This window comes from Promicromonospora sp. MS192, assembly GCF_049532985.1.
Taxonomy (GTDB): Bacteria; Actinomycetota; Actinomycetes; order Actinomycetales; family Cellulomonadaceae; genus Promicromonospora.
The window spans coordinates 3,448,192-3,473,900 of record NZ_CP186693.1 but is presented as its reverse complement, the minus strand read 5'-3'; the positions used below and the strand labels follow the sequence as shown (position 1 = coordinate 3,473,900).

At 73.0% G+C, this 25,709-nt stretch carries 22 protein-coding genes; 10 read left to right on the top strand and 12 right to left on the bottom strand.

Annotated features, from left to right (window positions below; translation table 11 throughout):
* Positions 1-177 precede the first annotated feature (177 nt).
* Entirely contained in the window at positions 178-3,699 is a 3,522-nt protein-coding gene (locus ACO229_RS15610) for a metallophosphoesterase (RefSeq protein ID WP_423462063.1), read from the top strand.
* Positions 3,696-4,970 (top strand): HupE/UreJ family protein, encoded by a 1,275-nt coding sequence (locus ACO229_RS15605; protein WP_423462062.1) that lies wholly within the window; start codon positions 3,696-3,698, stop codon positions 4,968-4,970. The genes ACO229_RS15610 and ACO229_RS15605 overlap by 4 nt, the downstream gene beginning before the upstream one ends.
* 54 nt (positions 4,971-5,024) lie before the next feature.
* Here the strand turns inward: ACO229_RS15605 and ACO229_RS15600 are convergent, their stop codons facing one another.
* Positions 5,025-6,017, bottom strand: coding sequence for an alpha/beta fold hydrolase (locus tag ACO229_RS15600; RefSeq protein WP_423462061.1), 993 nt, complete (start codon positions 6,015-6,017; stop codon positions 5,025-5,027).
* Between the two features lie 78 nt (positions 6,018-6,095).
* On the opposite strand from ACO229_RS15600, the gene ACO229_RS15595 reads away from it, so the two are divergent.
* Positions 6,096-6,659, top strand: coding sequence for a TetR/AcrR family transcriptional regulator (locus ACO229_RS15595; RefSeq protein ID WP_423462060.1), 564 nt, complete (start codon positions 6,096-6,098; stop codon positions 6,657-6,659).
* A gap of 44 nt (positions 6,660-6,703) precedes the next feature.
* Here the strand turns inward: ACO229_RS15595 and ACO229_RS15590 are convergent, their stop codons facing one another.
* On the bottom strand, positions 6,704-7,069 hold the full coding sequence (locus tag ACO229_RS15590) for a hypothetical protein (RefSeq protein ID WP_423462059.1): 366 nt from the start codon (positions 7,067-7,069) through the stop codon (positions 6,704-6,706).
* A 198-nt stretch (positions 7,070-7,267) separates the two neighbouring features.
* Here ACO229_RS15590 and trmB point away from each other — a divergent pair, with 198 nt between their 5' ends.
* The 3 genes from trmB to ACO229_RS15575 all read left to right on the top strand — a co-directional run bounded on the left by trmB (position 7,268) and on the right by ACO229_RS15575 (position 10,251).
* Positions 7,268-8,083, top strand: coding sequence for a tRNA (guanosine(46)-N7)-methyltransferase TrmB (gene trmB, locus ACO229_RS15585; RefSeq protein ID WP_423462058.1), 816 nt, complete (start codon positions 7,268-7,270; stop codon positions 8,081-8,083).
* A 183-nt stretch (positions 8,084-8,266) separates the two neighbouring features.
* On the top strand, positions 8,267-8,605 hold the full coding sequence (locus ACO229_RS15580) for a DUF485 domain-containing protein (protein ID WP_397416887.1): 339 nt from the start codon (positions 8,267-8,269) through the stop codon (positions 8,603-8,605).
* 11 nt (positions 8,606-8,616) lie between these two features.
* Positions 8,617-10,251 carry a solute symporter family protein gene (locus ACO229_RS15575; RefSeq protein WP_397416906.1) on the top strand — a complete coding sequence of 545 codons (1,635 nt, stop codon included), beginning with the start codon at positions 8,617-8,619 and terminating at the stop codon, positions 10,249-10,251.
* Between the two features lie 81 nt (positions 10,252-10,332).
* Here the strand turns inward: ACO229_RS15575 and ACO229_RS15570 are convergent, their stop codons facing one another.
* Together ACO229_RS15570 and ACO229_RS15565 are read right to left on the bottom strand one after the other, a co-directional pair.
* Complete coding sequence (locus tag ACO229_RS15570; RefSeq protein WP_423462057.1) at positions 10,333-10,716, bottom strand: nuclear transport factor 2 family protein; 384 nt, start codon at positions 10,714-10,716, stop codon at positions 10,333-10,335.
* Between the two features lie 39 nt (positions 10,717-10,755).
* Entirely contained in the window at positions 10,756-11,574 is an 819-nt protein-coding gene (locus ACO229_RS15565) for an SDR family oxidoreductase (protein WP_423462056.1), read from the bottom strand.
* A gap of 92 nt (positions 11,575-11,666) precedes the next feature.
* Here ACO229_RS15565 and ACO229_RS15560 point away from each other — a divergent pair, with 92 nt between their 5' ends.
* Positions 11,667-12,473, top strand: coding sequence for a MerR family transcriptional regulator (locus tag ACO229_RS15560; RefSeq protein WP_423462055.1), 807 nt, complete (start codon positions 11,667-11,669; stop codon positions 12,471-12,473).
* A gap of 58 nt (positions 12,474-12,531) precedes the next feature.
* Here ACO229_RS15560 and ACO229_RS15555 read toward each other — a convergent pair whose 3' ends face one another.
* Positions 12,532-14,856 (bottom strand): FdhF/YdeP family oxidoreductase, encoded by a 2,325-nt coding sequence (locus tag ACO229_RS15555; RefSeq protein ID WP_423462054.1) that lies wholly within the window; start codon positions 14,854-14,856, stop codon positions 12,532-12,534.
* 624 nt (positions 14,857-15,480) lie between these two features.
* Between ACO229_RS15555 and fdhD the strand changes: the two genes are divergently transcribed.
* Positions 15,481-16,506, top strand: coding sequence for a formate dehydrogenase accessory sulfurtransferase FdhD (gene fdhD, locus ACO229_RS15550; protein ID WP_423462053.1), 1,026 nt, complete (start codon positions 15,481-15,483; stop codon positions 16,504-16,506).
* A 45-nt stretch (positions 16,507-16,551) separates the two neighbouring features.
* On the opposite strand, the gene ACO229_RS15545 is transcribed toward fdhD, so the two are convergent.
* The 4 genes from ACO229_RS15545 to ACO229_RS15530 all read right to left on the bottom strand — a co-directional run bounded on the left by ACO229_RS15545 (position 16,552) and on the right by ACO229_RS15530 (position 19,356).
* The gene (locus ACO229_RS15545) at positions 16,552-17,079 is read right to left on the bottom strand and encodes a hypothetical protein (RefSeq protein ID WP_423462052.1); all 528 of its coding nucleotides are present in this window, start codon (positions 17,077-17,079) and stop codon (positions 16,552-16,554) included.
* Between the two features lie 120 nt (positions 17,080-17,199).
* The gene (locus ACO229_RS15540) at positions 17,200-18,051 is read right to left on the bottom strand and encodes a helix-turn-helix domain-containing protein (RefSeq protein ID WP_423462051.1); all 852 of its coding nucleotides are present in this window, start codon (positions 18,049-18,051) and stop codon (positions 17,200-17,202) included.
* A gap of 12 nt (positions 18,052-18,063) precedes the next feature.
* Entirely contained in the window at positions 18,064-18,450 is a 387-nt protein-coding gene (locus ACO229_RS15535) for a nuclear transport factor 2 family protein (RefSeq protein ID WP_423462050.1), read from the bottom strand.
* 69 nt (positions 18,451-18,519) lie between these two features.
* Positions 18,520-19,356 carry an alpha/beta hydrolase gene (locus ACO229_RS15530; RefSeq protein ID WP_423462049.1) on the bottom strand — a complete coding sequence of 279 codons (837 nt, stop codon included), beginning with the start codon at positions 19,354-19,356 and terminating at the stop codon, positions 18,520-18,522.
* Between the two features lie 30 nt (positions 19,357-19,386).
* Between ACO229_RS15530 and ACO229_RS15525 the strand changes: the two genes are divergently transcribed.
* A complete protein-coding gene (locus ACO229_RS15525; protein WP_423462048.1) occupies positions 19,387-19,875 on the top strand; it encodes a MarR family winged helix-turn-helix transcriptional regulator in 489 nt (162 codons plus the stop codon).
* 24 nt (positions 19,876-19,899) lie between these two features.
* Here the strand turns inward: ACO229_RS15525 and ACO229_RS15520 are convergent, their stop codons facing one another.
* The 3 genes from ACO229_RS15520 to ACO229_RS15510 all read right to left on the bottom strand — a co-directional run bounded on the left by ACO229_RS15520 (position 19,900) and on the right by ACO229_RS15510 (position 22,907).
* Entirely contained in the window at positions 19,900-20,034 is a 135-nt protein-coding gene (locus ACO229_RS15520) for an MFS transporter small subunit (protein WP_423462047.1), read from the bottom strand.
* A 2-nt stretch (positions 20,035-20,036) separates the two neighbouring features.
* Positions 20,037-21,428 (bottom strand): OFA family MFS transporter, encoded by a 1,392-nt coding sequence (locus ACO229_RS15515; protein WP_423465312.1) that lies wholly within the window; start codon positions 21,426-21,428, stop codon positions 20,037-20,039.
* Between the two features lie 120 nt (positions 21,429-21,548).
* A complete protein-coding gene (locus ACO229_RS15510; RefSeq protein WP_423462046.1) occupies positions 21,549-22,907 on the bottom strand; it encodes a serpin family protein in 1,359 nt (452 codons plus the stop codon).
* A 220-nt stretch (positions 22,908-23,127) separates the two neighbouring features.
* Here ACO229_RS15510 and ACO229_RS15505 point away from each other — a divergent pair, with 220 nt between their 5' ends.
* The gene (locus ACO229_RS15505) at positions 23,128-25,524 is read left to right on the top strand and encodes a Tex family protein (RefSeq protein WP_423462045.1); all 2,397 of its coding nucleotides are present in this window, start codon (positions 23,128-23,130) and stop codon (positions 25,522-25,524) included.
* The last annotated feature ends 185 nt before the right edge of the window (positions 25,525-25,709 follow it).

Below are 25,709 nucleotides of genomic sequence, written 5' to 3'. Positions count from 1 at the left end.
TGGGGGCCTTCGTCGTTCCCGGGGTGGAGCTTTCACCCGCCCGCCAGCCTGCATGTTCATCCAGGTAGCGCACAGTTTGTCCGGTTGTTGCCTGCCGCACCCGTTCCGTTCACCCGGCCGGTCCAGGTTGACGTCCGGGCGTGCTCAGGGCCGTCCACGACCTCAGGGAGGACGGCCATGCGGCCAGACACGAGGAACCAGCGGGCGAGACGACGGGGCCGGCAGCAGGCCGGCCTGGTCGCGGCGGTCACCGCCGCCACGCTCGCCATGACGGGTTGGGTGGCGACGTCGTCGTCGGCCGCACCCGTCGCATCGGAGGACGCCGGTGGCCCGGCGGCCGCCACGCGCCCCCACGAGCCCGAGGCACCGGCACCGGGCGGCCCGCTCCTGACGCCTGAGGACGGCGCGTTCCTGGAGGGCACCGTCCCCGTCGCGGCCGAGCCGGTCGCGCCCGGCGACGACGTCGAGCGCCTCACCGTCGACGGCGCCGCCGTGCCGGGGGCCGCCGAGACGCTCGGGACCTCGGTGCTCGGCTACACGGTCGGCACCAACTCGACCGAGGCGCGCTACCGCAGCTCCGTGTCGGTCAACGGCGGCGAGCCGATCTACCTGCCCGACGCCGTCAGCGAGCGCGTCGAGCTCGAGGTGCCGAACGAGCAGCTCGTCACCGGGGAGAACACGGTCGAGGTGGTCGTCGGGGCCATCGAGACGAGCTGCGGCTCCAACTACGACGACTTCGTGCTGTCGGACTTCACGCTCGAACCGCTCGGCGAGCTCGCCGACGGCGAGGAGAACGAGTACACCTACTCGTTCGGCGACGGGAGCTGCGGCACCAACACGAGCCTCCTGCGGCGTGCGGAGCTCACCTTCTTCGTGCAGGGTGACCCGCAGGGCACCACCGGGCTGAGCGCCGACCTCGACACCACGACGCTGACCAACGGCGAGCACACGATCGAGGCCCGCACGGCGTCCGGCGACACCACCGCGCACACCGTCCGGGTGAACAACGCGCCGGCCGGCGCCCCGCTGCTGACCCCCGCCGACGGCACGCTGGCGGCCGGCACCGTGGTCGTCACAGGCGCACGCCCGGCGGACGGCGAGGGTGCCACGGCCGCGCTGACGGTCGACGGCGACGCGGTCGAGAGCACCGAGACGCTCGGCTCGGGCGACGCGGCGTTCTCGTTCACCGTCGGCTCGAACGCGGTGGACGGCCAGGCGGCGAACCTGCTGGTGGTCAACGGCATCGAGATGCCGCTGGGCGGTTCGTACGTGAGCCAGCGCGCCGACGTCGCGGTCCCGAACGAGTGGCTGCGGCCCGGCGAGAACACCGTCAAGGTCGTGACCGGCACCTTCGAGGGCGACTGCAACCGCGACGACTTCACGATCTCGAACCTGGCGCTGACCCCCGCGGCGGGCACGGCGGCCGGCGTCGGCCTCAAGCCCTCCTACGCGATGGGTGACGGCACCTGCGGCTCCAGCAGCACGGCGCTGCGCGAGGTGTCGCTGACCTTCACCGTCGACGCGCCCGCCCGCGGCCTGCGTGCCGACCTCGACACGGCCACGCTGGCGGACGGCGAGCACGAGCTCGCCGCGACCTCGACCACCGGGGAGACCGCCACCCGCGCGCTGTTCACCGACAACAACGGTCCCGCGCTCACCGGCGTCACGCCCGCCGACGGCGTCCGTCTCACCACGGCCGTGCCGCTCGCGGTCGTGGTGGAGGACACCTCCGGCGTGGTGCAGGGTCCGGACGTGACGCTCGACGGCGAGGCGATCGCCGTCGGCGACCCGGTCGGTCCCGGTCTGTCCGCCGGCGAGCACACCCTGACGGTGTCCGCGACGGACGGGCTCGGCAACGAGGTGGCCCACGAGGTCACCTTCGTCAGCGCCGGGATCCCGGACGTGCCGGCCGACGTCGCACCGGCGTCGGGCACCGCAGGGGTGGGTCGCACCGCGACCCTGAGGGCGACGGTCGCCGCGCCCGACGGCGGCGACGTCACCGCACGCTTCTCGGCCGCCGAGATCCTCACGCCGAACCGGGCCTGGCAGGGTGAGTCGGCCGACGTGCCGACGACGCTGGACGTGCGCGGTCAGCGCAAGCTCGGTACCAAGGGGCTGGAGCCCGGCGACGGCCGGTCCGTGGACTCGCCGGACTCCGCCGACGTGACCTACCAGCGGTTCGACGTGCCGGTCCGCGGCCGCGTCGAGGCGCCGGTGCTGCGCTGGGAGGGCACGGCCGACCCGGCCCGCCTGGTCAGCCTGCGGGCCTGGAACCCGGAGACGGACGCCTGGGACGTGGTCGCCTCGGCGCGCGGCGCCGTCGAGGGGCAGACGGTGCTGGAGGGCACCGTGACCCGCGACTACGTGGACCGGGGCACGGTGCACGCGATGGTCACCGGCGAGGACCCCTTCGCCGACGACATCGACGCCGGCGACAAGGACCGGTTCGAGGACCCGGACGCCTACGACTTCTCGATGGTGCACTACACGGACACCCAGTACCTGACCGAGGGTGCCGTGGAGCAGGAGACCGCCGAGGAGCGGGCCGTCTGGGCGCAGGGCTACAACGGCGTCATGGACTGGATCGTGGACAACGCGGACGAGCGCAAGATCGCGTATGTGGCCCACACCGGCGACATCATCGAGAACAACATCCGGGCGTTCCCGCCCGAGATGGAGGAGCAGGTCATCGGTGAGTTCGAGTTCGCCTCCCAGGCCCAGGACCGCATCGACGCCGCGGGCATCCCGAACGGCGTGGTCGCGGGCAACCACGACAACCAGTCCGGCACCGACCCGACGCTCTACAACGAGTACTTCGGGCCGGACCGGTACGAGGCGCTGTCCGAGGACTGGGCGGACGCGTCGTACGGCGGCGTCATGGAGCCCGGCTCGAACGAGAACCACTACGACCTGTTCTCGGCCGGCGGCCTGGACTTCGTGGTGGTGGGCCTGTCCTACGGCGTGACGCGCGACGAGGCGGAGTGGGCCGCGTCGATCTTCGACCGGTACTCCGACCGCAACGGCATCCTGCTGACGCACGACTACCTGGAGCCGTCCACGTCGCCCGACGGGCGCGGGGCCAACTTCGGCGGGTCCGACGGGCCGCTGCTGTACAACCTGCTCGTCAAGGACAACCCGAACGTGTTCATGGTGCTGGCCGGGCACCGGCACGGCGTGGGCACCAACGTGCGCCCGCCCGTGGTCGGCGACATCGGCGGCGGTGTGGTCGAGCTCCTCGCGGACTACCAGTTCTACACGGTGTCCGCCGGCCAGCTCGGCCTCACCGAGATCGGCGGGTACGACCCCGCCGACCAGCTCCAGTTCGGTGCGTCGTTCTTCCGCATGCTGCAGTTCGACGTCGACCGCGGCGAGGTGTCCATCGACACCTACTCGCCGCTGCTGGGCGAGTTCGGTGCCACGGAGTACGACACCGAGCACCGGTACGACGGGCGGGAGGACAACATGGTGCTGCCGGTCGACCTGACCTCCCGCACCACGTCGTTCAGCACCGACTCCGTGGTGCTGTACGACCCGGTGGACGAGATCGGCCGGGACACGGTGGCCTCCGGTGAGGTCGCCTCGGTCCGCTGGACCGGCCTCAAGCCGGACCGCACGTACGCCTGGTTCGTCACGGCCCGCACCCCGGGTGGCGGCACGGCGACGGCGTCGCCGGCGTACTTCACCACGGCGCGGCGTTGAGACTGCGCCGCTCGCTGGCCCTGGCGGGGCTGCTCGCAGTCGTGAGCAGCCCCGCCGTGGGGCCGGCCGCCTGGGCGCACGACGCGACCAGCGACGTGTACGCGGAGGTGACCACGGCGTCGTCGTCCTCCGGTGCGGAGGGCGGCGGGCCGGACGTCACGGCCGTGCTGGACCTCGAGTACGACCTGCTCATGAAGTCCGCGTGGCTGCGCGCCGAGGCGTACGAGGCGACCGGGCGGGACGAGCAGCTCGCGCAGCTCGACGAGCACGAGACCGAGGTGGACGGGTACGTCACCGACCGCTTCGCCGTCGCCTACGACGGCGAGCCGTGCGCTCCCGCGCTCGGGTCCGTGGACGTGGTGGAGCGCGGCGAGCGGGCGTACGCCTCGCTGACCTACACGTTCGCGTGCGACGGCGGCCCCGAGGGGGTGCACGAGATCTCGAGCGCCCTGTTCCCGGACGCGGAGTCGTTCGTGCACTCGACCGAGACGATCGTGGCGTACGCGCTCGACGGCGAGGAGGGCTCCGCGGTGCTGACCGCGGCATCGCCTACCCTGACCACGGGGGAGCACCGCCTGCTCAGGCAGGTCGGGGAGTTCTTCGTGCTGGGCGGGGAGCACCTGCTGTTCGGCGTGGACCACGTGCTGTTCCTGCTGGCGCTGCTGATCGGCGCCCGCCGCCTGCGTGACGTCGTCTGGACGGCGACGGCGTTCACCGTGGCGCACTCCGTGACGTTCCTCCTCGCGGCGCTCGGCGTGGTGTCCGTGCCGGCGATCGTGGTGGAGCCGGTGATCGCGGCGTCGATAGCGGTGGTGGCGGTGGTGGACCTGGTGCTGATCCGGCGGGGGCGCGACGGCGGGCTCGGGGTCCCCGCGCTCGCCGTCGCTGCGGGCGCCGTGCCGGGCAGCAGTGCCGGCCGACCGGTGCGTGACGCGCTGCGCTGGCGCGGGCCGGCCGGGACGCGTGAGGCGCCGACCGTCTGGGACCGCTGGCGGCTGCCCGTGGTGTTCGTGTTCGGGCTGGTGCACGGCGTCGGGTTCGCGGGCGCGCTCGGGATCGACGCCGCCTGGTCGTGGACGCTGCTGCTGTCGCTGCTGTCCTTCAACGTGGGCATCGAGGCGGTGCAGCTCGGCCTCATCGCGGTGGTGTTCCCGCTGCTGGTGCTGCTGCGGGTCCGGGCGCCGCGCGCGTCCCGCTGGGTGCTGGGAGCGGGCTGCGCGGCGATCGCGGCGGTGGCGCTGTGGTGGGTCGTGGAGCGCCTGGCCGGGTGAACGCGGGGTTAGTGGCGTTCTGAACGCTCAGAGCGCCACTAACCCCGCGCTCACCTACGGGTGGGCGGCCCAGAAGCGCTCCAGCTCCGCGTCCAGGTCGGTCGCCACCTGCATCGGGAGCGAGTGGGTCGTGTTCGGCCACACCGTGACCTGGGCATCCGGGATCAGCTCCGCCTTCTCGGCCGCCGCGTCGCCGCCGGCCAGCGACGAGTCGCTCGCGATCGCCACGTAGACCGGCATGGGCAGGCCGCGCAGCTCGTCGTCGGTCAGGAGCACCGGGTTGGGCAGCGAACCGGAGCCGAAGTGCCGGGAGCCCTGCGTGATGAGCCGGGCCAGCGGGTCGTCCGGGTCCACCTCGTCCGGCTCGACCCCGCCGATGCGGTTCAGTGCGGCCTCGCGCCACGACTCCGGGACGAACGGCAGCGACGCCGGGATCGACACCAGGATGGTCGACAGCGGCATCATCCCCAGCGTCAGCACCGGCTCCAGCAGCGTGAGGCTCGCGAGCCGGCCGGGGTACCGCACCGCGACGGCCGCGGCCAGCCCGCCGCCCTGCGAGTGCCCGACGAGGTGGGCACGCTCGATACCCAGCTCTGCCATGGCCTCGTCGACCCAGCGGGCCGAGTCGGCGATGCCGTCCAGGGGCACCGTCTGCACGGACATCCCGGTGTCGCCCAGCGTGTCGAAGGCGTAGACGGTGCGGTGCCCGATGTAGTCCGGCAGGTTCTCGCCCCACATGGGTACGGCGGCGGACCGGCCCGGCAGCAGCACCACGGGCGTGGCGTCGGGGTGCTCGGCGCTCGTCCAGGCGTAGGCCCGCACCGTGCCGAAGCTGGTCTCGACGTCGTGCGTCGCGGTGGGGCCGGGCAGGCCCGCCATCGCGGCCGTGTACGCCTCCTCGTAGGCCTGGCGCCCCTCCGGCGTGCGGAAGTGGCCGACGCCGGGGCCGCTCGCCGCGACGAGCAGCACGAGCCCGCCGGTCGAGACCGCCGCGACCACGGCGAGCAGGACGACGGGCCAGCGGCGGCGCGTAGTTCCGGTGTGCATCGGGTCTCCCTCGGACGGTGTTGCAATACGATCGCATCGTAACAGGTTCCGATGCGATCGTATTGCTAAACTCCACGCATGCCCAGAGTCGTCGACCATGAAGAGCGCCGGAGCCAGATCGTCGTCGCGCTCTGGCTGGTGATCGCCGAGCACGGCATCGAGGGCGTCAGCCTGCGCCACGTCGCCGCGGCGGCTGGCGTCTCCATGGGGCGGATCCAGCACTACTTCGGCACCAAGGAGGCCCTCGTCCTGGCCGGCTGCACCGCACTGGTCGACAACGCGTACGGCGGCTACCTCGAGACCGCGGGCGCCACGCCCCGCGAGCGGCTGCTGCACATCGTGAGCCAGCAGATCCCCCGGGACGACGGCGGCCGCGTGGGCGTCAGCGTCTGGTACGCCTACGTGGCCAAGTCCATCAACGACGACGCCGTCCGCCAGGTGCTGGCCGAGGCCCGGCGTGGTGCCGAGGACGAGTGCGCGCGACTGATCGGCGCGCACCGCGGCGTGCACCCCGACGCGGCGCTGACGCAGGCCCGGCGGCTGCTGGCGCTCGCGGACGGGCTGACCCTGCGGGTGCTGGTCCGGGACCTCGAACCGGCCGAGGCCGTCGCGATGCTGGAGGCGGAGGTGGGCGCAGGCTGAGCCCTGCGGGCCGCGTGCTCCCCACGGCCGGCTCGCGCCCGGTGTCAGTCCGTGTGGTCCGGGCCGCCGAGCAGTCCGCGGAAGGCCTCGTCCGCCTGCCGGGCGACGTCGACGTCCCGGGCTCGCCGGGCGCCCCTGTCGGCCTCGACGTCGTGGGCCCGCCGGGCGTGCCTGTCGGCCTCGACGTCCCGGGCCTGCTGGGCGCCCCGGTCGGCCGGCCAGTCCCGGGCCCGGCCGTCCCGTGCCGGGCCGAGGAGCCCGCGCCGGATCCACCCGAGCACGAGCTCGGGCCCGCTGACACCGCTGCGCGCCGCCATCGTCGTGAGCCGGTCGCGGTCGACGTCGGACAGGTCGACGACGACGCGCCGCCCGTCGAGCTCGACGCGCGACCCGGGGGCGTGGTCGGTCATGGTGCTTCCGATCAGAGGTCGTCAGGGAGGAGGGGGCGGAACGCCTTGTCGTCGGTGAGCGGACGAATGACGCGGCTCCTGGCTCTGCGGGGTGAGGTGGCTGTGCCCAGCCTGCCGGGTGTGCGCGCGGGGTCGCGCGGCGGGGCGCGAATCCTTGCGGATGCGCAACGTGTCGGCGGCACCTCGTACGATTTCGCTGTGAGTCAGCCCGTACCCTCCCCGTCCGACGCCGCCCCCCAGCACGGTGACCCGGAGCGGCCCGACGCCGCCCGCCGTGCCGAGCTGGCGGGCTTCCGGACCAAGCCGGTGTCGTTCGTGCGCCGTTCGGGCCGGCTCACGGACCGGCAGAAGCGGCTGTGGGACGACCGGCACGATGCCTACCTGATCGACGTGCCCCGCGCGATCGCACGCACCTCCGTGGACCCGGGATTCGTGCTGGACCCGGCGGCGGTGTTCGGCCGCACGGCCGGGCTGGTCGTGGAGATCGGCTCGGGGATGGGCGACGCCGTCGTCGAGGCTGCCGCCACCGATCCCGAGCGGGACTACCTCGCCGTCGAGGTGTACCAGCCCGGCCTGGCCCACACGATCGCGGCGGCCGAGCGGGCCGGTGCCGCCCAGGGGCGACAGGGGCTGCCCAACCTGCGGCTCGTGCAGGCCAACGCCGCGGAGCTGCTGGCCACGACCGTCGGGGCCGGGGCGGTGGACGAGCTCTGGGTCTTCTTCCCCGACCCGTGGCACAAGTCGCGGCACCACAAGCGCCGCCTGGTCACCGCCGAGTTCGGCGCGCTCGCGGCACGGGTGCTGCGACCAGGCGGGACGCTGCGGCTGGCGACCGACTGGGCGGAGTACGCGGAGCAGATGATCGAGGTGCTCGACGCCGACGAGCACCTGGGCAACGTCCACGGTCCCGGCGGCCGGGCTCCCCGGTTCGAGCGGCGCGTGCTGACCGGGTTCGAGCGCAAGGCGCACCAGGCCGGGCGCGAGATCACGGACCTCACGTACGTGCGGCGCTGACCTGCCCGTTTCCCGGGATGGCCCGTGCTGACCGCTGGGATATAACGAGTTGGTCAAGTCGGTAAACCCACCGTGTGATCTGTTTGCCCCGACCATGTGATGTGCGGCACATTGGGCCACGGGTGCGAAGAGCGCACCGGGCCGCGGGCAGAGCGCGCGCCCCCATGAGCCAATGGAGGCGTCATGAGTGACGTAGAGGCTTCAGGGCCTGTAGAAACCGATTACCAACGCGTCGAGCGATCGGACGAGTTCCAGAGTCTCCGCAGGGCGTTCCGCAACTTCGTCTTCCCCATGACCGCGCTGTTCCTGGTCTGGTACCTGCTGTACGCGCTCATGAGCACGTACGCGCACGAGTTCATGAGCATCCGGGTGGCCGGCACCATCACGGTCGGGCTCGTCTTCGGGCTGCTCCAGTTCGTGTCCACGTTCGTGATCACCACGCTCTACGCGCGGTGGGCCAACAACAAGTTCGACGCCCGGGCGCAGGCCCTGCGCGAGGAGATCGAGGAGGGCCAGCTGTGAACGGGACCGTCATGGCAGCCGCGGCCACGAACGTCGGCAACACCTGGATCAACATCGGCATCTTCGCCGGGTTCGTCGTGGTCACCCTCATCATCGTCTTCCGGGTGTCGCGGCAGAACAAGAGCGCGGCGGACTTCTACGCCGGCGGGCGCAGCTTCACCGGCACGCAGAACGGCACGGCGATCGCGGGCGACTACCTGTCGGCGGCGAGCTTCCTCGGCATCGCCGGCGCCATCGCCGTCAACGGGTACGACGGCTTCCTGTACTCCATCGGCTTCCTCGTGGCGTGGCTCGTCGCCCTGCTGCTCGTGGCCGAGCTGCTGCGCAACACCGGTAAGTTCACGATGGCCGACGTGCTGTCGTTCCGCCTCAAGCAGCGGCCGATCCGGATGGCCGCGGCGTTGTCCACCCTCGCGGTGGTGTTCTTCTACCTGCTGGCTCAGATGGCCGGCGCGGGCGGCCTCGTGGCCCTGCTGCTCGGCATCACGGACAAGGCCGGCCAGGGCGTCGTCATCGCCGTCGTGGGCGCCCTGATGATCCTGTACGTGCTGGTGGGCGGCATGAAGGGCACCACATGGGTGCAGATCATCAAGGCGGCGCTGCTCATCGTGGGCGCCGGCGCCATGACGATCTGGGTGCTCGCGCTCTACGGCTTCAACCTGTCCGCCGTCATGCAGGAGGCCGTGAACATGGCCGGCGAGAACGGTGAGGCGATCCTGGAGCCCGGCCTGCAGTACGGCGCGTCGGCGCTGTCGCAGCTGGACTTCCTGTCCCTCGCCCTGGCCCTGGTGCTCGGCACCGCCGGCCTGCCGCACGTGCTCATGCGCTTCTACACCGTGCCGTCGGCCAAGGAGGCCCGCAAGTCCGTGGTCGTGGCGATCTGGCTGATCGGCATCTTCTACCTGTTCACCCTGGTGCTCGGGTACGGGGCCGGTGCGCTGGTGGGCCCGGAGACGATCCTCGCGGCACCCGGCGGGCAGAACTCCGCCGCGCCGCTGCTCGCGTTCGAGCTCGGCGGGGAGATCCTGCTCGGCATCATCGCGGCGGTCGCGTTCGCGACCATCCTCGCCGTCGTGGCCGGCCTCACCATCACCGCGGCGGCCAGCTTCTCCCACGACATCTACGCCTCCGTCATCAAGAAGGGGCAGGTGTCGGCCGACGGGGAGGTTCGCGTGGCCCGCTGGACGGTGGTCGTGATCGGCATCATCGCGATCCTCGGTGGCATCTTCGCCAACGGCCAGAACATCGCGTTCCTCGTGGCGCTGGCGTTCTGTGTCGCGGCGTCGGCCAACCTGCCGACCATCATCTACTCGCTGTTCTGGAAGCGGTTCAACACGTCCGGCGCCCTGTGGAGCATCTACGGCGGCCTGATCTCGACCGTCGTGCTGATCATCTTCTCCCCGGTGGTCTCCGGGAAGCCCGCCGACCCGGTCACCGGGCTGAGCAAGTCGATGATCAGCAACCCGGACATCGACTTCCACTGGTTCCCGCTCGACAACCCGGGCATCGTGACGATCCCGCTCGCGTTCGTGCTCGGCATCGTCGGCACCTACCTGAGCAAGGAGCGGTCGCACCCGGAGAAGTACGCCGAGATGGAGGTCCGGTCCCTGACGGGCGCGGGCGCGGAGAAGGCGGTCTCGCACTGACTCCCGCCGTGCTGCGTTGAGTGCTGGATATCTGCCCTTTCCGGCGTGTCAAAAGGGCAGATATCCAGCACTCACCTGTCGTCAGGGGGTGATGAGGAGCTCTGCGATGCGGCCGGCGTCCAGGGTGTAGCGGTAGCTCAGGTCGACGACGCCGCCCGGGAAGTCGCCCTCCAGGTGGCGGACGGCGGTCCAGTGCTCCTCGTCGTCCTGGCGGACGGCGGTCAGCTCGCTCGTGAAGGTGTACTCGCTGGCCGCCCGGCCGACCCATGCGCGGATCTCGGCGCGCCCGCGGTACGTGTTCCCGTCGTCGGTGACGACGGCGTCGTCGGCGTAGCACTCCAGCTCGCGCTCGGCGTCGCGGGCCTCGTGCGCGGCGAGGTGCGCGGCCAGGACGGCGGGCAGGTCGGCGGCCAGGTCGGTGGGCAGGTCGGTGGTGTCGGCCGTCGGGCCGGGGGATGTGTCCATGGTGGTTCCTCTCGTGGTGGTGGGTGTCGGACGGCGGCGTCAGCCGACCGTGCGTACGGTGCCGCCGTCGATGGTGTGCTCGGCGCCGGTGATGGCCGCTGCCCGGTCGCTGACGAGGAAGGCGACGAGCTCCGCGACCTCCGCGGGATCGCTCGGGCGGCCGAGCGGGATGCCGCCCAGCGAGTCCATGAGCTGGTCCAGGGCCTCCTCGCGGCTGATCTCCTGCCCCGCCGACAGCCGCTCGACCAGCGCCTGTGCGCTCGACGTGCGGATGAACCCCGGGGAGACCACGTTGACGCGGACCCCGTGCGGGGCCACCTCGGTGGCGAGTCCCTTGCTGTACGTCGTGAGGGCGGCCTTGGCCGCCGCGTAGCCGAGCGTGGCGGCGTGCAGCGGCATCCTGCGCTGGATCGAGGAGACGTGGACCACGGCACCTCCGCCGGCGGCGATCATGCCGGGCAGCAGGGCACGGTCCAGCCGGGTCGCGGACAGCAGGTTCAGGCTCAGCTCGTCCGCCCAGTGCCCGTCCGACAGGGCCGCGAAGCCGCCCGACGGTGACCGGGAACCGCCGAGCGTGTGCACCAGGACGTCCACACCGCCCAGGTGCTCCGCGACGTGGTCCGTGACCAGGGCCGTACCCTCCGGGGTGGTGAGGTCGGCCGCGATGAAGCCGGGGGAGTCCGGCTGCGGCTCGGGTGCGGTGCGGGCGACGGCCAGCACCGTGGCGCCCGCCGCGCGGAGCCGACGGGCGACGGCCGCGCCGGTGCCCCTGCTGCCGCCGGTGACCAGGGCTCGCCGGCCGTCGAGTCGGTCGTCGATGGGTATGGCCGGCCGTTCGGTGTCGTGCGTGGTGTGCATACCGCCAGGCTGGTGTCTCCCGCAGGGAGAGGGTCAAGCGGTCCCTGGTCCCGGTCGACCCTCCCCCCGGGGGAAGGGTGCACAGTGGTGCCGTGACCCGAGGCCTGACCATCGGCGAGTTCGCCGAGCTCACCCACCTGAGCGTGCGCACCCTGCGCCGGTACCACGAGTCCGGTCTGCTGGAGCCGGACCGGGTCGACCCGGTCAGCGGCTACCGCTACTACACGAGCGCGCAGATCCCGCCCGCCCAGGTCATCCACCGCCTGCGTGAGCTGGACGTGCCGCTCGCCGAGGTGCGGCAGATCCTCGCCACGCCCGACGCCGGTGAGCGGGCCGAGCTGGTCTCCGCCCACCTGCGCCGGCTGGAGGCCGAGCTGGACCGCACCCGGTCCGCCGTCGCCTCGCTGCGACAGCTCCTGGCGCCGTCGCCGGCCCCGGAGGTGGTGCTGCGCTCGGAGCCGGCCCGCACGGTCGCGGCGATCTCCGGTGTCGTGGCGCACGACGAGGTGCTGGTCTGGTACGCCAACGCGACGGCCGAGCTGGACGCCGCCGTCGCCGGGCACGAACGGCTCGGACCGGCGGGCGGGCACTACGCCAACGAGCTGTTCAGCGACGGTCGTGGTCCGGTCCTGGTCTACCGTCCCGTCGCGGACCCGCCGGAGCGCGGCCGGGTGCGTCCTGTCGAGCTGCCCGCCGTGGAGCTCGCCGTCGTCGTGCACCACGGACCGCACGACGACATCGACGTCACGTACGGCCGGCTCGGCGCCTGGGTGGTCGAGCACGCCCTCGCGCTGGACGGCCCGGTGCAGGAGACCTACCTCGTCACGCCGTCCGACACCCCGGATCCCGCGGCGTGGCGGACGGAGCTGGCCTGGCCGGTCTTCCACCTCGCGCCGTGACCGTCGAGTGCGGGATATTCGCCCTTTTTCGTGTGCCAGGAAGGCGAATATCCCGCACTCAACGGGCGGGCTCCAGGCGGACGACCACCGACTTCGACGCCGGGGTATTGCTGCCCTCCGCCGTGTGGTCCAGGGGGACCAGCACGTTGGTCTCCGGGAAGTACGCCGCCGCGCAGCCGCGCGCCGTCGGGAACGAGACGGCGCGGAAGCCCTCCGCGCGGCGCTCGTCGATCTGGCCGTCCGCGCCCGGCCACTCGCTGATCAGGTTCACCGTGTCGCCGTCGGCGAACCCGCCGGCGGCCAGGTCGTCCGGGTGGACGAACACGACGCGCCGCCCGTTCTTCACACCGCGGTACCGGTCGTCGAGGCCGTAGACGGTGGTGTTGAACTGGTCGTGCGAGCGCACGGTCTGGAGCAGCAGGCGCCCCTCCGGCACCCGGGCCACCTCGAGCTCGTTGACGGTGAAGTTCGCCTTGCCGGTGACGGTCGGGAACACCCGGGCGTCGCGTGGCGGGTGGGGCAGCACGAACCCGCCCGGCTCGGCCACGCGGCGCTCGAAGTCCTCGAAGCCGGGGATCACGCGGGAGATGGAGTCGCGGATGCGCGCGTAGTCGGCGGCGAACTCCTCCCAGGGCGTCGGGTCGTCCGGCCCGAGCACGCGGCGCGCCAGGTCGCAGAGGATCGCGGGCTCGCTGCGCAGCGCGGCCGACGCCGGCGCGAGCCGGCCCCGCGAGGTGTGCACCACGCTCATCGAGTCCTCGACGGTCACGACCTGCTCCCGCCCGCCCGTGGTGTCCCGCTCGGTGCGCCCGAGGCACGGCAGCACCAGCGACCGCCTGCCGGGCAGCACGTGCGAGCGGTTCAGCTTGGTCGACACGTGCACGGTGAGCGGGACGTCCCGCAGCGCGGCCTCGGTGACGGCACTGTCCGGCGTGGCGGCGGCGAAGTTGCCGCCCACCGCCATGAACACCCGCAGGTGCCCGTCACGCAGCGCCCGGACGGTGTCGACGACGTCGTACCCGTGGGCGCGCGGCGGCTCGAAGCCGAACTCCGTGCCCAGCGCGTCGAGGAACGCTCCGGTGGGCCGCTCCCAGATGCCCATGGTGCGGTCACCCTGCACGTTGCTGTGCCCGCGCACGGGACAGGCGCCCGCGCCCGGCCGGCCGACGTTGCCGCGCAGCAGCAGGAAGCTCACCACCTCGCGGATGGTCGCCACCGACTGCTTGTGCTGGGTCAGGCCCATCGCCCAGCAGACGATGACGTTCTTCGCCTCGAGCACGTCACCGACGAACGCCTCGATCTCGCTGCGGTCCAGGCCGGTGGCGGCGTCGATGTCGGCCCAGTCGAGGGCGCGCCAGGCGGCCGCCGCATGCTCGAAGCCGGAGGTGTGCTCGGCGATGAACTCGTGGTCCAGCACGCCGGGGTGGCCGGCGGTGCGGGCGTCGTCGTCGGCCTCGAGGAGGAGGCGGTTGACGGCCTGGAAGAGGGCGAGGTCGCCGGCCAGGCGCACCTGGAGGAACCGGTCGGCGAGCCGGGTGCCCGGCCCGACGACGCCGCGCACGCGCTGCGGGTTCTTGAAGGTCTGCAGGCCGGCCTCGGGCAGCGGGTTGATCGCGACGATCCGCGCCCCGCGGTCCTTGGCGTGCTCCAGGGCGGTGAGCATGCGCGGGTGGTTGGTCCCGGGATTCTGGCCGACGACGACGATCAGGTCGGCGTGGTCGGTGATGTCCTCCAGCGAGACGCTGCCCTTGCCGATGCCGAGCGTCTCCGTCAGCGCCGTGCCGGACGACTCGTGGCACATGTTGGAGCAGTCGGGCATGTTGTTGGTGCCGAGCTTGCGTGCCAGGAGCTGGTAGACGAACGCGGCCTCGTTGCTGGTGCGGCCCGAGGTGTAGAACGCAGCCTGGTCCGGTGAGTCGAGACCGCGTAGCTCGGTGGCCACGAGGTCGAGCGCCTCGTCCCAGGACACCGGGCGGTAGTGGTCGGAGCCCTCGTCGCGCAGCATCGGCTCCGTGAGCCGGCCCGACTTGCCCAGCCGGTGGTCGGTCCAGGTGGCCAGCTCCGAGATCGGGTGCTCGGCGAAGAACGCGGCGTCGGCGCGCTGCTTGGTGGCCTCCTCGGCGATGGCCTTGGCGCCGTTCTCGCAGAACTCGGCGACGTGCGGCTTGCCCGGTTCGGGCCAGGCGCACCCGGGGCAGTCGAAGCCGCCGTGCTGGTTCAGGATCGGCAGGGTGCGCAGACCGCGCGCGACACCCGCCTCGTCGAGCACGTGGGCCAGGCCGTGCACCACCCCGGGCACCCCGGCGGCGCTGGTCTTGGGCGGACCGATGCGCAAGGTCTTCTCGGGGGTATCGGTGCGGGCCTCGTCGCTCACGTCGGTCACCTGCCCGACCCTACGCCGGTTTCACCCGGGTGTGGAGGGTGGGGGATGTCGGTCTGGTGCGTGGGTTTGGGTGGGGGGGGTTGGTGTGGTGTGTGGGTTTGGGTGGGGGCCGGTGTGCTGCGTGGTTGCGGGTGGGGTGTTTGGTCTGGTGTGTGGGTTTGGGTGGGGGGCGGTGTGCTGCGTGGTTGCGGGCGGCGTGTTCGGTCTGATGCGCGTGTTCGGGTGGCGTGTTCGGTCTGCAGCACGGCTGCGGGCGGGGTGTTCGGTCGTTTGCCTCGAGATCGGTCCATCGATGGACCGATCTCGAGGCAAACGACCGATTTCGTGGGGTTGTGGGGTGCGGGGGACCGATCTCGTGGGGTGCGGGGGTGCGGGGGACCGATCTCGTGGGGTGCGGGGGTGCGGGGGACCGATCTCGTGGGGTGCGGGGGTGCGGGGGACCGATCTCGTCGGGCCGTGGGGCGCAGGGGACCGATCTCGTGAGGTGCGCAGCGCAGGGGGGACCGAGCCCCGGCGGCTGCGCGGCACAGGGGGCCGATCTTGCGGGCTGCACAGTGCAGGGGGCCGAACCCGGCGGGGCGCGGTGGTGGACATATCGGGACCGGTGGATGCGAGACTGGCCGCATGGGAGTCGTCACCGACCGGCGGCGCGTGGTGCGCGTCCGCGAGGGTGTCCGTGCGGAGCGCCCGGACACGCTCGCCGTCGAGGAACCGCTGATGGTGCGGCTGGTCGCTGCGGTGGCGCGGTCACGCGCCCCGGTCGTGCCGGCCGGGGCGGCCGGACGCCCGGCAGGGCCGGTCGGACGCCCGGCAGGGCCGGTCGGACGCCCGGCAGGGCCGGTCGGACGCCCGGCAGGGCCGGTCGGACGCCCGGCCGGGGTGGTCGGTGCCGTGCGGCCGGTGGTGCCCGTAGGGCCGCGGCCGGTGGTGCCCGTGGGCGGGATGCCACCGGGTAGCGGGGCGGACGCCGAGACCCTGACCGTGACCATGCGGACCCCCGGTCACGACTTCGACCTGGTGGCCGGGTGGCTGGTCTCCGAGGGCGCGGTGGCCGCGCGGGAGGACATCGCGGCCATGCGGCTGTGCCCCGACGAGGACAACACGGTGGAGGTGGCGCTCGCGCGCGGCGTCGAGCCCCCGCGGCCCCGGGCCTTCGCGACGACGAGCGCGTGCGGGGTCTGCGGGTCGGACACGGTGGTGGAGGTGCTCGCGGGCCTGCGCTGGCCGGTCGCGGACGACTCCGTCACGGTGCGTCCCGAGGTGATCGCGGACCTGCCCGGCCTGCTGCGCGAGCGCCAGCGCGCCTTCGACCGGACCGGCGGGCTGCACGCCGCGGGTCTGTTCACCGCGGACGGCGAGCCGCTGTACGTGCGGGAGGACGTGGGGCGGCACAACGCCGTCGACAAGGTGGTCGGCGCGGCGCTGCGCGACGGCGCCCTGCCCGCTGCCGGGACGGTGCTCCAGGTCAGCGGGCGGGCGTCGTTCGAGCTGGTGCAGAAGGCCGCGCGGGCCGGCATCCCGGTGCTGTCGGCGATCTCGGCGCCGTCCACGCTGGCGGTGGACCTGGCCGAGGAGGCCGGTGTGACGCTGCTGGGGTTCGTGCGCGGCGACTCGATGAACGTCTACACGCGGGCGGACCGGCTGCGGTGACCGGAGCCATGGCGCGGGCTCCGATCACCGGCTGACACGTCTGCCTCAGCAGTTCCGGATGAAGTACACCGGGTCCCAGCTCTCGGGGTGCCGGCGCTCGAACGCCGTCGACGGGTCGAGGACCTGCGTCGAGCCGTTCGAGCCGTAGAAGCGGGCGACGGTGCCTGTGGTCTGGTTGTTGTCCCACCCACCGTCGCCGACCCAGTTGTAGAGCGTGTAGGTGCGGCAGTTGTACAGGTGGAAGATCTTCCACTTGTTCTGGCTGGTGTCCCAGGCCCAGGCGCACATCGTGCCGTACTCGCAGCCGTACTGCTGGCCGGGGTTGGCGTAGGAGACCGTCACCGACGGGCTGATGGACGGGACCGCCAGGGCTCCGCGGTCACCACGGGCCGAGGTCTCGGTGGGAGCGGGAGGCAGGACCAGGGTGCGGTCCTGCGCAGGGACGTTCGTGACGCGGGTGCCGTTCGTCGTGGCGTCGCCTGCGGCCTGGGCCGCCTGGGCGCCGCCGAGGGCGCACAACAGCGCCATCAGCAGCCCTGACAGCGCGGCGACTGCACGCTTCTGAGGTGTCATCGGTTCGTTCCGTCCTGCCCCGCGACGAGCACCCGACCCCGTGCCGGACGCTGCGCGGAACACCACGAACCCTGGTACGGGTGCCTCGCGCGCGCGACGACGTTCGACGCTCGGCGAAAGTCACCCCACGATGCCCGAAACAGCCCTCTGTGATGTATCAGACCGGATGTCCTCGGCCTCGTCCGCCGCGGACGCGGTGTACACGACGACGCGCAGGTCGCCCGGGCCGAGGGTCAGCACGTCCAGGTCGAGATCGAGGTGGCCGTGGACCGGGCTCGGCACCCGGAGCCGGTCCGCGTGACCGCCCGGGCTGGGTGGAGCGTCCCAGAGCCGGACGAACTCAGGGCTTCGGTCGCGCAGGTCGGCGATCATCGACGACAGCTCGGCGTCGGCCGGGTAGCGGCGTGCCGCGTCACGCAGCTCGGCCACGACCGTGGCACGGAAGCCGGCCAGCTTCTCGGGCACCCGGAACACCGACGGGCCGGTCTCCGTGAAGGCGCGCCAGACCACGTTCCGGTCGCGCCCCGGGGCGTCCGGCACCGTGCAGACGTCCGAGTGCCAGAGCTCGTTCGCGGCCAGCACCGTCCAGGTCGCGTCGCAGACGCAGACCGCCACCTCGGTCAGCCGGTCCAGCATCCGGCGCGCCGTCTCCGTGATCTCGCGCGGCACCCGGCCGTCCGCCTCGGGGGTGGCGGCGAACCCCGCCAGCGCACGCAGCCGGGTGTGCTCCGCCGGCGTGAGCCGCAGTGCCCGGGCGAGCGCGTCGACCACACCCGGCGAGGGCCGACGCCGCCCCTGCTCCAGCCGCTTCACGTGCTCCTCGGAGATGCCGACGAGGCCCGCGAGCTCGTCGCGGCGCAGGCCGGGCACGCGCCGGACGGCGGGCAACGACGCCGGCACCCCGACCTCGTCCGGGGTGACCCGGCGTCGCAGGCCCCGGAGGGCGGTTCCGAAGTCGTCGTCCGTGCGCACGGCCCGATTCTGTCAGTCGCGGGCGAGCCGTGGTCCCCCCGCGACCGGGGCGTCGGCCGCGTCGACCGGCTCCATGTAGAAGCGCGACCGGCGGATCAGGCCGTCACGCACGGTGACGACGATGACGCCGCGCAGGTCCTGCCCGGCAGCCCGGGTGTAGTGCCACTCGCCCCACACCTCGTCACCCACCTCGACCGCGTTCGTCATCGCGATCACGATGTCCGGCGAGGTCGTGAAGATCATCTGCCAGTTCCGGCGCACGAGCTCCGGCCCCTGGAAGTCCCGGCCCGGGTGGGCCGGCCACTCGCTCACGAAGTCCGGACCGAAACAGGCGGTCACCGCGTCGAGGTCGCGGCTGTTCAGGGCGCCGATCAGGCGCTGCACCACGGGGTTGCTCATGCCGGACACGCTAGCCACGTGGTCGCGGCCCTACCTGGTCCAAGATGTACCACGCGCGGCCCGCGCCGCTCAGGCCCGGCCCGAGTGGCGGGCCAGGAACGCCGCCGCGACGTCCATGGCGCGCTCCGCCGTCGGGTCGGTGGCGTGGTGGTGCTGGAACACGTGCGCGCTGCCCGGGTACACCTCCAGCGTCACCTCGACGTCCGCGGCCGCGGCCCGGGCGGCGAGCTGCGTGCTGTCGTCGAGCAGCACCTCGGCGGAGCCCACCTGGAGCAGGAGCGGCGGCAGACCGCGCAGGTCGGCGAGCACCGGGCTGGCCAGGGGGTCGCGGGCGGCGTCGGCGTCGGGCAGGTAGGTGGCCGCGTACCCGCGGATGTCGGCGGCGTCGAAGATCGGGTCGACGCTCTCCTTGCCGGTCAGGCTGGCGCCGGACAGCGTCAGGTCGAACCAGCCGGAGAAGGTGGCGACCGCGGCAGGCAGCGGGAGCCCGGCGTCGCGGGCGGCCAGCACCGTGGCCAGGGCGAGGCCGCCGCCCGCCGAGTCGCCCGCCAGGACGACACGCGCCGGGTCGGCGCCGGCCAGCAGGGCGCGGTACGCCGCCAGGCCGTCGTCGGCGGCGGCGGGGAACGGGTGCTCGGGGGCGAGGCGGTAGTCGACCGACACGGTGCGCAGCCCCGCCCGGGAGGCGAGCGCGGCGGCCAGCGGGACCCCCGTGCGCGCGTCGCCGACGACGTAGCCGCCGCCGTGCAGGTAGAGCAGTACGCCGGCGTCGTCGCCGGGCGTCAGGACGTCCAGCGCCGGGACGGTGCCGAGCGTGGTCTCGGTGACCCGGGTGCCGTCCGGTAGCGGCATCCGGCCGAACGACGTGTAGAAGGTGCGGAGCTCGGCGAGCGACGTCTGGTCCATGGTGTCCCCTCGTGCGTCAGAATAGATTCCATGGAAGCCAAACAAGATTCCACGGAATCTATTCCGCGAGGCGCCGGGCTCGACGGCACGCAGCTGCTCGACGACCTCGTGCGGGTCGAGGTCCGGCTCTACACCCTGCTCGACGCGCGGCTGCGGGCCGCCCACGGCCACGGGCTCGGCCGGCTGGACCTGCTCCGCGCCGTCGACTCGGTGCCGCACTGCCGGGTCTCCGACGTGGTGCGGCGGCTCGGGATCACCGTGGGCGCGGCGAGCAAGGGCGTCGACCGGCAGGTCCGGGACGGCCTGGTGCGCCGGCACGCCAACCCCGGGGACGGCCGCTCCTCGTTCCTCGAGCTCACCCCCGCCGGGCGGCAGGTGCTCGACGAGGCGCTGCCCACGCTCGACCGCGAGGCCGCGCAGGTGCTGCGGGGCACCGGCGTGCCCGACGGCGACCTCGCACACCTCGCGCACCTCCTCGCGGCGGTGCGCGGCGGCCTGGAGGCCGAGAGCGTGCGGTGAGCGGGACGGCGTCGGGCGCCGGGGTCAGGACGTGAAGAGGGGGACGACGCCCTTGATCGTCTCGAACAGGCCGTACGCCAGCGGCACGGTCACCACCAGCCACGTGACGACGAGCCGCGGCACCTGGTTCCCGACCTGCTGCGGAGGCTGCTCCGGCATGATCACACCTTCCCCTCGGCGAGCGCGCCGGCCGGGCCGGCGGGCTCGTGGAACCGCGCCGCGACGGGCCGCACCAGCGCGTTGGCCACGAACCCGACGGCCAGCACGCCCACCATGGTGAACAGTGCGGGCCGGTAGTCGGCGGCGACCAGCTCACCCGGCGTGCCCTGCGCGTCGAGGAAACCGTTGATGATGAGCGGCCCGGCGATGCCCGCCGCGGACCACGCGGTCAGCAGCCGGCCGTGGATGGCACCCACCTGGAACGTGCCGAACAGATCGCGCAGGTAGGCGGGCGCGGTGGCGAAGCCGCCGCCGTAGAACGAGATGATGACCGCTGCCACCAGCACGAAGATCACCGTGGAGAGGTTGCCCACGGTGGCCAGCAGCACGTAGAGGATCATGCCGACGCCCAGGTACATGACGTAGGTCGGCTTGCGGCCGATGAAGTCCGACGTCGACGACCAGACGAACCGGCCGGCCATGTTGAACAGCGACAGGAACGCCACGAAGCCCGCCGCCGTCGCCGGGGCGACCGTGGAGGTGGCGCCGTCGCGGAAGAAGTCCTGGATCATCGGCGCGGCCTGCTCCAGGATGCCGATGCCCGCCGTCACGTTGCAGAACAGCACCGTCCACAGGAACCAGAACTGCGGGGTCCTGATCGCGTTCGCCGCCGAGACGTTCGCCGTCGACACCATGGGCCTGGCCGCCACGGCGCTCGCGTCGAAACCCGCGGGCGTCCAGCCCGGCGCGGGGACCCGGACCGTGAACACGCCGAGCATCATCACCAGGAAGTACGCGATGCCCAGCGTCACGAACAGCGAGGTGACGGCGCCGCCGGAGGCCACGGACGTCGGGTCGGAGGGGTCGTAGCCGCTGTCGTAGACCGCCATGAGCTGCCGGGACAACGGAGAGGCCACCAGCGCGCCGCCGCCGAACCCCATGATCGCCATGCCCGTGGCCAGGCCCGGTCGGTCGGGGAACCACTTGATCAGCGTCGACACGGGCGAGATGTAGCCGATGCCCAGCCCGATGCCGCCGATCACGCCGTACCCGAGGTAGACCAGCCAGAGCTGCGACGTGGCGATGCCGAGCGCGCCGACGAGGAACCCCGAGGCCCAGAAGCACGCCGACGTGAACATCGCCGCCCGCGGCCCGACCCGTTCCACCCAGGTACCCATCACCGCCGCCGAGAGCCCGAGCATGACGATGGCGATCGAGAAGATGACGCCGACCGCCGTCAGGCTCGTGTCGAAGTGGGCGACCAGCGCGTTCTTGTACACGCTGGTGGCATAGGCCTGGCCGATGCACAGGTGGATGGCGAGCGCCGCCGGCGGGATGAGCCACCGGCTGTAACCGGGCCTGGCCACCGTGTGCTCGCGGTCGAGGAACGACAGCGCCACGGAGCACCTCCTCGTGCTGGGGTACCGCGGGAATGCGGTTTCACCCGTTGGGTGGTGCGCACGCTACTGGCGGCGGGTGCCCGGGTCAATGGTCCGGGCCGTGGCCGGTCGGGGTCAGTGCTGCGGGCTGCGCACGGCCGCCAGGAACAGGGGCAGGCCGGTCTCCGTGTGGGCGATCCGGAGCAGGTAGGGCCGGTCGACCAGCATCCGCACGGCCTCCTCGGGCATCGCGCCGCTCGTCTCGACGCCCAGCTCGGTGACCGCGGCGGCGACCGTGCCCTCCTCGTCCAGGCGCAGGTACGCCTGCTGCATCGCCTGGCTCAGCCGCAGCGGCTCCGCGGTGGTGATCCCGGACAGGTCCGCCTCGCCGAACAGCCCGCCGAGGCCCGCCTCCTCCAGCGCCGGCGCCAGGTCCAGGACCGGCGGGCGGAGCTCCAGCGTGGGCATCGTGAGCTCGACGGACCGTGGCGACCCGCCGTCGAGCGCCCGGGCGATGGCATCCAGGGCGTCGGGCGTGACCTCCGCTGGGTCGGTCCCGGCGGGCGGCAGCAGCACGTCCGCGTGGAACGCCTCGGTGTAGGGCAGCCGCACGGCCGCCCAGCCGTCGCGTTCCGCGTAGGCCCAGGCCTCGGTGCCGTGCAGCATGCTGGTCGGTCGCGTCCCCGCCGGCCCCGTGAAGTCCACGTCGCGGGTCAGGTCCTCCTGGAACGGCGTCTCCCAGCGGGCCGCGAGCAGGACGGCGTTCTGCAGCACGAGCCGCAGCGCCGCGTCGGGCTCGATCGCCGACGTCTTGATCAGCCCGCCGGTGTGCTCCCGTACCCACGCGTCCAGCACCGCCTTGCCGGCACCGCTGCCCAGGTCCGTGCGCTGGACACCCGCGTCGAACGACGTCGCCAGCGCGTCCAGGTAGTCCTGCTCCACGGCCAGCCCGTCGTCGAGCACCGCCTGGTTCGCCAGGTGCAGCAGCGGCCGGTCGGGCAGCTCGTCGTCCTGCACGACGGCGGGGTCGCCGTCGTACCGGGTGAGCGCGCCCGTCAGGGCGTTGTAGGCGGTGGTGCGGTCCTCGCCTGCCGCACCCAGTGCCGCGTCGAGCGACGCCGCGGTCTGGCCGCGCGCGCCCTCGGCCAGCAGCGCCAGCGCGAACGACAGCGACGCCGGGGAGACCAGCGCGTTCTCCTCGGGCTCCTGGGTCGCGCGCAGGGCGAGCAGGCCCAGGTGCTCGGTGGCGGTCACGGCGTCGGCGCTCGCGGGCGCGTCGGCCAGGGCGACGACGGCGCGCGCGGCGTCGGAACGCACGAGTCCTTCGTCGGCGGCGGGCCCGCACGCGGTCAGGGCGAGGACGGCGGCGACGCCCGCGGCCGCCGTGGCTCGGGCTGGGCGGTGCGGGGCCGGGTGGTGGGTGGCCGGGTGGTGGGTGGCGGGGTGGTGCGTAGGTGGGCGGACAGGGCTGCTGGTCCTGGGGCGACGCTGCACTGCTTCCTCCTGGGGCCGGGGACCGGGCACGCGCACGGCCTCGCCCCGGATATGTCCCGGCCGGCCCGGCGCTTGCGCCGCTCACGGGTCGGACGCACAGGTCAGCCAGGTGATCCGCGCGTCGGACACGGGCGGACGGATGCGACAGATGTCAGTGGTCCCGGGCACAATCTGTGCGGACCACCCGGCGTGTGCGACGCGACAAGTGAGGTAGGAAACGTTGGCAAGTATCAACCGGCGGATCGCCGAGGAGCTGGGCGTGCGGGAAGGGCAGGTGTCCGCCGCGGTCGACCTGCTCGACGGCGGCGCGACGGTGCCGTTCATCGCCCGCTACCGCAAGGAGGTCACGGGCACGCTCGACGACGCGCAGCTGCGCACGCTGGAGGAGCGGCTGCGGTACCTGCGCGAGCTGGAGGAGCGGCGGGCGGCGATCCTGGCCTCGGTCGAGGAGCAGGGCAAGCTCACGGACGAGCTGCGGGCGCAGATCGTGTCGGCGGAGACCAAGTCGCGGCTGGAGGACATCTACCTCCCGTACAAGCCGAAGCGGCGTACCAAGGCGCAGATCGCGCGCGAGGCCGGCCTGGAGCCGCTCGCCGACGCCCTGCTCGGTGACCCGTCGCTGGACCCGCAGGAGGCAGCCGGGCCCTACGTCGACGCCGACCAGGGCGTGGCCGACGCCGCCGCGGCCCTCGACGGGGCCCGGGCGATCCTCGTGGAGCGCATGGGCGAGGACGCCGACCTGATCGGCACGCTGCGCGAGCGGCTGTGGCAGCGCGGGCGCATGCTCTCGGCCGTCCGCGACGGCGCGCAGGACAAGGGCGCCAAGTTCTCCGACTACTTCGAGTTCTCCGAGGCGCTGTCGACCCTGCCCTCGCACCGCGTGCTCGCCCTGTTCCGGGGCGAGAAGGAGGACGTGCTGGACCTGACCATCGAGCCGGAGGAGGGCATCGAGCCCGGCGTGCCGACGTCGTACGAGGCGACCATCGCGCACCAGTTCGGCATCGCGAACCAGGGCCGTCCGGCCGACCGCTGGCTGACCGACACCGTCCGGTGGGCCTGGCGCACCAAGATCCTCGTGCACCTCGGCATCGACGTGCGGCTGCGGCTGCGCTCGGAGGCGGAGGACGAGGCGGTGCGCGTCTTCGCCGCCAACCTGCGTGACCTGCTGCTGGCCGCTCCGGCCGGCACGCGCGCCACGATGGGCCTCGACCCGGGGCTGCGCACGGGCGTCAAGGTCGCCGTCGTGGACGCGACCGGCAAGGTCGTGGAGCACGCGACGATCTACCCGCACGCACCCGCCAACCGGTGGGACGAGTCGCTGGCCGTGCTCGCCCGGCTGGCCACGAAGCACTCGGTCGACCTGGTGGCGATCGGCAACGGGACGGCGTCGCGCGAGACGGAGCGCCTGGCCGCCGACCTGATGAAGAAGGCGCCGGAGCTCGGCCTGACCAAGGCCGTCGTGTCGGAGGCGGGCGCGTCCGTGTACTCGGCGTCGGCGTATGCGAGCTCCGAGCTGCCGGACCTGGACGTGTCGATCCGCGGTGCCGTCTCCATCGCGCGCCGCCTGCAGGACCCGCTCGCGGAGCTCGTGAAGATCGACCCCAAGTCGATCGGCGTGGGCCAGTACCAGCACGACATCACCGAGACCAAGCTGTCGCGGTCGCTGGACGCCGTGGTCGAGGACTGCGTGAACGGCGTGGGCGTGGACCTCAACACGGCGTCGGTGCCGCTGCTGTCGCGGGTCTCGGGCATCACCTCGACGCTCGCGGAGAACATCGTCTCCTACCGGGACGCCAACGGCCCGTACGCGTCGCGGGCGGCGCTGAAGAACGTGCCGCGCCTGGGTCCCAAGGCGTTCGAGCAGTGCGCGGGCTTCCTCAAGGTCACCGGCGGCGACGAGCCGCTGGACGCGTCGTCGGTGCACCCCGAGGCGTACCCGCTGGCGCGGCGCATCGTGACGGCGTCGGGCGCGGACGTCCGGGCGCTCATCGGCAACGGCGCCGCCCTGCGGACGCTGAAGCCCACCCAGTTCGTGGACGAGACCTTCGGTCTGCCCACCGTGACCGACATCTTCGCCGAGCTGGAGAAGCCGGGCCGCGACCCGCGCCCTGCCTTCACCACGGCGTCCTTCGCCGACGGCGTCGAGACGCTGGGGGACCTGGTGCCGGGCATGGTGCTCGAGGGGCAGGTCACCAACGTGGCGGCGTTCGGCGCGTTCGTGGACGTCGGGGTGCACCAGGACGGTCTGGTGCACGTGTCGGCGATGTCCAAGAACTTCGTCAGCGATCCGCGCGAGGTCGTGAAGTCCGGCGACATCGTCAAGGTGAAGGTCATGGACGTGGACCTGCAGCGCAAGCGCATCTCGCTCTCGCTGCGGCTGGACGACGAGGTCGGCGGCGGGTCGGGTACCGGGCGTTCCGGCGGGGCCGGCGGTCAGGGTGACGGCCGGCGCGGGGGCCGCCCGGGCGGCGAGGGCCGCGGCCGCGACGGTCAGGGCCGCGGGCGGGAGGGTCAGGGTCAGCGGGGTCAGGGCCAGCGCGGCCAGGGCGGCCGCGGCCGCCCCGCCCCCGCGGATACTGCGATGGCGGACGCCCTGCGCCGCGCGGGCCTGGCCTGACCCACCCACCTGCCGGCGGTCGGGTGCCGAACGTAGGGTTGGTCGCGGTGTGCGGCTCCATGAGCCGACCAGCCCTACGTTCGACGGCCCGGCCCGGCCCGGGCCCGGGCCCGGCGCGGGCTGGGGCGGGGTGGTCTGTCGTGCGGACATCTGACGGATCCGTAAGGTCCTCGCGCCTGGCGTCC

What these genes read in the sequence shown, in the direction of transcription:
- ACO229_RS15535 (WP_423462050.1), bottom strand. Translation starts at nt 18,450, where the DNA reads ATGAGCAACCCCGTGGTGCAGCGCCTGATCGGCGCCCTGAACAGCCGC.
- fdhD (WP_423462053.1), top strand. Translation starts at nt 15,481, where the DNA reads ATGGGAGTCGTCACCGACCGGCGGCGCGTGGTGCGCGTCCGCGAGGGT.
- ACO229_RS15530 (WP_423462049.1), bottom strand. Translation starts at nt 19,356, where the DNA reads ATGGACCAGACGTCGCTCGCCGAGCTCCGCACCTTCTACACGTCGTTC.
- ACO229_RS15610 (WP_423462063.1), top strand. Translation starts at nt 178, where the DNA reads ATGCGGCCAGACACGAGGAACCAGCGGGCGAGACGACGGGGCCGGCAG.
- ACO229_RS15575 (WP_397416906.1), top strand. Translation starts at nt 8,617, where the DNA reads ATGGCAGCCGCGGCCACGAACGTCGGCAACACCTGGATCAACATCGGC.
- ACO229_RS15595 (WP_423462060.1), top strand. Translation starts at nt 6,096, where the DNA reads ATGCCCAGAGTCGTCGACCATGAAGAGCGCCGGAGCCAGATCGTCGTC.
- ACO229_RS15580 (WP_397416887.1), top strand. Translation starts at nt 8,267, where the DNA reads ATGAGTGACGTAGAGGCTTCAGGGCCTGTAGAAACCGATTACCAACGC.
- ACO229_RS15525 (WP_423462048.1), top strand. Translation starts at nt 19,387, where the DNA reads ATGGAAGCCAAACAAGATTCCACGGAATCTATTCCGCGAGGCGCCGGG.
- ACO229_RS15520 (WP_423462047.1), bottom strand. Translation starts at nt 20,034, where the DNA reads ATGCCGGAGCAGCCTCCGCAGCAGGTCGGGAACCAGGTGCCGCGGCTC.
- ACO229_RS15565 (WP_423462056.1), bottom strand. Translation starts at nt 11,574, where the DNA reads ATGCACACCACGCACGACACCGAACGGCCGGCCATACCCATCGACGAC.
- ACO229_RS15570 (WP_423462057.1), bottom strand. Translation starts at nt 10,716, where the DNA reads ATGGACACATCCCCCGGCCCGACGGCCGACACCACCGACCTGCCCACC.
- ACO229_RS15545 (WP_423462052.1), bottom strand. Translation starts at nt 17,079, where the DNA reads ATGACACCTCAGAAGCGTGCAGTCGCCGCGCTGTCAGGGCTGCTGATG.
- ACO229_RS15590 (WP_423462059.1), bottom strand. Translation starts at nt 7,069, where the DNA reads ATGACCGACCACGCCCCCGGGTCGCGCGTCGAGCTCGACGGGCGGCGC.
- ACO229_RS15600 (WP_423462061.1), bottom strand. Translation starts at nt 6,017, where the DNA reads ATGCACACCGGAACTACGCGCCGCCGCTGGCCCGTCGTCCTGCTCGCC.